6 protein-coding genes are annotated in these 4411 nt (G+C 41.6%); all 6 read left to right on the top strand.

The genetic code is table 11. The annotated features are described in order from the left end of the window. On the top strand, positions 1-747 hold a 747-nt coding region (locus AC29Z1_RS14170), incomplete at its 5' end, for a zinc metalloprotease HtpX (protein ID WP_488272105.1). A gap of 164 nt (positions 748-911) precedes the next feature. Then, complete coding sequence (locus AC29Z1_RS14165; RefSeq protein WP_488272104.1) at positions 912-1676, top strand: fumarylacetoacetate hydrolase family protein; 765 nt, start codon at positions 912-914, stop codon at positions 1674-1676. Positions 1677-1694: 18 nt separating this feature from the next. Then, positions 1695-2207, top strand: coding sequence for a gamma carbonic anhydrase family protein (locus AC29Z1_RS14160; RefSeq protein WP_488272103.1), 513 nt, complete (start codon positions 1695-1697; stop codon positions 2205-2207). Between the two features lie 12 nt (positions 2208-2219). Then, positions 2220-2648 (top strand): nucleoside-diphosphate kinase, encoded by a 429-nt coding sequence (gene ndk, locus AC29Z1_RS14155; RefSeq protein WP_488272102.1) that lies wholly within the window; start codon positions 2220-2222, stop codon positions 2646-2648. Between the two features lie 17 nt (positions 2649-2665). After that, positions 2666-3184 (top strand): cob(I)yrinic acid a,c-diamide adenosyltransferase, encoded by a 519-nt coding sequence (locus AC29Z1_RS14150; RefSeq protein WP_488272101.1) that lies wholly within the window; start codon positions 2666-2668, stop codon positions 3182-3184. Between the two features lie 497 nt (positions 3185-3681). Next, positions 3682-4386, top strand: coding sequence for a GTP-binding protein (locus tag AC29Z1_RS14145; RefSeq protein ID WP_488272100.1), 705 nt, complete (start codon positions 3682-3684; stop codon positions 4384-4386). The last annotated feature ends 25 nt before the right edge of the window (positions 4387-4411 follow it).

Genomic DNA, 4411 nt, shown 5'->3' with positions numbered 1-4411 from the left:
AATTTTGGTAGCTACAGGTTCAGTGATAAAATTGTCCTAAGGATGTATGGAGCGCAAGAGGTTACTCCACAGAGTGCGCCTGACTTGAATCGGATGGTAAGTGGTTTGGCACGGAAGGCCCAATTGCCAATGCCGAGAGTGTATATTATCAATACTGACGTGCCGAATGCGTTTGCTACCGGACGTGACCCCGAGCATGGTGTAGTGGCAGTAACAACAGGTATTATGCGCGCTCTTAATTACGAAGAGCTTGAAGGCGTAATTGCTCACGAATTGGCGCATATCAAAAATCGCGATACGCTCATCAGCACCATTGTCGCTAGTATCGCGGGTGTCATTTCGATGATTGCCAATATTGCCCAATGGTCCGCTATTTTTGGTCTTGGTCGGAACAATGACGAAGAAGGCGGCGGTAGTAGCATTATCGAATTTATCTTTCTGGTAGTGGTGGCACCACTGACTGCCACACTGATTCAACTCGGGATATCCCGTTCACGTGAATATCTGGCAGACGAAACAGGTGCTAATGTGTGCGGTAACCCTCTGGCGTTGGCCAGTGCCTTGAAAAAAATTGAGTACTATGCAAAACATCGAGTAATGCCTGAAGCTACACCGGCAACTTCACATATGTTTATTATCAATCCGTTAAGCGGAGCAGGCGGTATGCTTGTCAGCCTATTCAGTACCCATCCGTCTACGGCTGACCGAGTGGCAAAACTGGAAGAACAAGCAAGAAAAATGCGATAACATTATGTATGAAAAAATCTCTCTGATTTTTATTTCAGAGAGATTTTTTTGCAGGATATGAGCAAGTAAATATGGAAAAAATATACTAGCTTTTCCAAGCATCGTGAGAATGTAAGTGCCATAATGTCTTGAATCCTGAACTAACGCTACTAGGGGAGGATACCATGAAAATAGTCCGATTCGAGTTTGAAAGCAAAGCTGCTTATGGTATTTTAGCGTCAGACAACCAAATTACGGTTATTGATGGTGATGTTTTTGGTGGTAATTACCAGGAAAGTAATATAAAAGTTTCGTTAGATCAAGTATCATTGCTTGCCCCATGTAAGCCAACCAAAGCTGTCTGCGTTGGTCTAAATTATCATGATCATGCAAGGGAAATGAACCTTAAGTTACCGGAAGAGCCGCTGATTTTTCTTAAACCGTCATCAGCGTTAAATAAGCCTGGTGGAGATATTGAGTTTCCCCCCATCTCGAAAAACCTGCATTACGAAGCGGAACTAGCTGTCGTTATCAAAAAAATAACTCACAAAGTACCAGTAGAACTAGCAGGAGAATATGTATTAGGCTATACCTGTGCTAATGACGTAACGGCGCGCGATATCCAAATGCATGATGGACAATGGACGCGCGGAAAATCTTTTGACACTTTTTTGCCACTTGGCCCATGGATTGAAACACAATTAAACCCCCATGATGTTGCTATTAAACTCTTGTTGAACGGGGAGGTAAAACAGGCATCAAACACTGCTAATTTAATATTTAAAGTACCAGAACTGGTGGCTTTCATCAGCCAGGTCATGACGTTGTATCCCGGCGATGTCATTTTGACAGGCACTCCGGCGGGAGTAGGACCGATGCAGATAGGTGATACAGTGACAGTGGAGATAGAAGGGATTGGGAAGCTTACTAATACTGTTGTACGTGGCTAGGTAAAAGGAGAGATTCGATTGAGTGGTACAATAATTCCTTTTAAAGATTTATATCCCAAGATTGAGAAAAATGTATATATTGCGGAAGGCGCCAGGATTATTGGTGATGTTTCTATCAGTGAACATGCAAGCATCTGGTTTAATACCGTAGTGCGTGGTGATGTGCAGCCTATTACTATTGGACGGTATACTAATATACAGGATAATTGTACTGTACATGTCTGGTATGAATTTCCAACTACGATTGGCGATTATGTTACAGTAGGGCATGGAGCCATTCTTCATGGGTGTACTATTGCTAATAACTGTCTCATTGGTATGGGAGCTATCATTCTAAACTATGCAGAGATTGGCGAGAATTGCATTATTGGCGCAGGCACACTTATTCCTGAACGCAAAAAAATTCCGCCTAATTCTCTTGTCCTGGGTTCACCTGGCAGGGTTATCCGTCAAGTCACTCCTGAAGAAATAGAAGCTATTCGCCAGTCGGCGATAGTCTATACTCAAGATGCAAATTCTTATAGACTATAGGGCGGTGTATGTATGGGGTGTTTAACCGAAAGTACGCTGGTGTTGTTAAAACCTGATGCCGTACAAAGAAAACTCTGCGGCGAAATAATCAGCCGTTTTGAACGAAAAGGTCTTACAATCACTGCTCTTAAACTAATGGTTTTGACGCCAGAAATTGCTGCTAAGCATTACGAGGAACATAGGGGAAAACCTTACTTTTCTGAGCTTATTGAGTTTATTACCTCAGGTCCGATTGTAGCGATGGTACTATCAGGTCCCAATGCTGTAAAAATAGTTAGAAGTATGATTGGTTCGACAAATCCTGTTGAAGCCATGCCTGGTACTATTCGCGGCGATTATGCTACCGTAATGTCAAATAATATTGTGCATGGATCAGATAGTATAGCCAGTGCACAACGAGAAATTGCTATATATTTTACTGAGCAAGAATTGCTTCAGTAGTCATTGGAGGAAATAGAATGAGTAAAGTGTATACTAAGACCGGTGATAAAGGTACTACCGGGCTATTAACCGGAGAGCGAATCAAGAAAACCAGTAGCAGAGTGGAAGCTTATGGTACTGTTGATGAAGTAAATTCAGCCTTGGGCGTGGCACGGGCAAATTGTACCAAACCGGCAGTCAAAGAAGCTATAGTAAAATTGCAAAAACTGTTAATGTTGGTTATGGCAGATTTAGCCAGTACAGGCAGCAAAGAAAGCTATATTACAGCTGAACATGTGACAACCCTAGAGCAAATGATTGATGAATTTGATGCTAAACTTCCACCAATAAAAAACTTTATTATCCCTGGTGATACTCCGGGAGCGGCTGCTCTTGATTTGGCGAGAACTATTACTCGGCGAGCTGAACGTCAGGCATTGCGGCTTAAGGAGCAAGAAGGAGACGCCGCTGTTAATGAACAATTACTTATTTGCTTAAATCGTTTATCAGATTTATGCTTTGTCATGTCTCGTTTTGAAAGCGAGATTAGTAATTAGTCTGTTATAGACAAAGATGTAGGTGTAATTACTAAAAACAGTGCTGAAACTGCCAGCCGTTGCACATCTTTATTCGACCCGCATAAACTATATCAATAGCTGAAGGATGAATAGCAATCGATAATAGTTTAAGTAAGGGGGCGAGTATGGTGAATTTCCGTTGTTATGTTATGTCACTGCCCGGACCACTCCGTAAATTGGTGCGCATATTCTTTAAAGGATAAGGTATGAATCTGTCACTCAAGACGAGCTATTGCAAGTACTAATAGCTCGTCTTCTTGTTTTAGATGCCTTGTAGCTTTTGGGGGGATTGTCAAAAATCTAACTTAATAATCGTTGGAAAAAAATTAAAGTAATGGAATAAATAGTAGTAATTTTGCTTAATTTAACCTTACAAAGTAAACTGAAAAGAAGGAATATTTATAGTAAACAGAGAATTAAGAAAACTAATATGTCGGTAATGAAATTAACCATACCGCAACAGGAGGGAACTAGCCATGAAAGAGTACAAGAGCGACAAGTTAAGAAATGTTGGAATTGTAGCCCATGGAGGATCAGGTAAGACATCCTTAACCGAAGCCATGTTGTTTAATTCTGGCGCAGTTAACCGTTTAGGACGTGTTGATGATGGGTCGGCTACTACTGACTTTGAACCTGAAGAAATCAAACGGAAGGTTACTATTAATACTGCTTTGGCTCCTTGTGAGTGGCGCGATCATAAAATTAACCTTGTTGATACCCCAGGTTATGCTGATTTCGTAGCTGAAGTTAAAGGTGCTCTGCGGGCTGTTGACAGCGCGCTAGTTGTTTTGTGTGCTGCCTCCGGTGTTGAAGTAGAAACTGAGAAAGTATGGAGTTATGCAAATGAATTAGGATTGCCGAGAATTGGTTTTATTAATAAAATGGACCGGGAAAACGCTGACTTTTACAGTGTTGTCGACAGTATGAAAGCAAAGTTCGGCAATGGCGTTGTCCCGGTTCAATTACCCATAGGTGCTCAAGACACCTTTAAAGGTATTGTCGATTTAATTACAATGAAAGCATATGTGGTTGAGAAAAACGGTAAAGAATGCGTTGAGACTGATATTCCGGCCGACATGCTTGGACAGGCTGAAGAAGCACGTATGGCACTCATTGAAGCAGCGGCTGAAGGTGATGATGAGCTGTTAACAAAATACCTTAGCCTGAGAAATTCCAGTTAATAGTCCGGAGATTACTTCCTCATCG

Source organism: Sporomusa sp., assembly GCF_057736855.1.
This window is presented reverse-complemented; position numbering and strand designations above follow the sequence as displayed.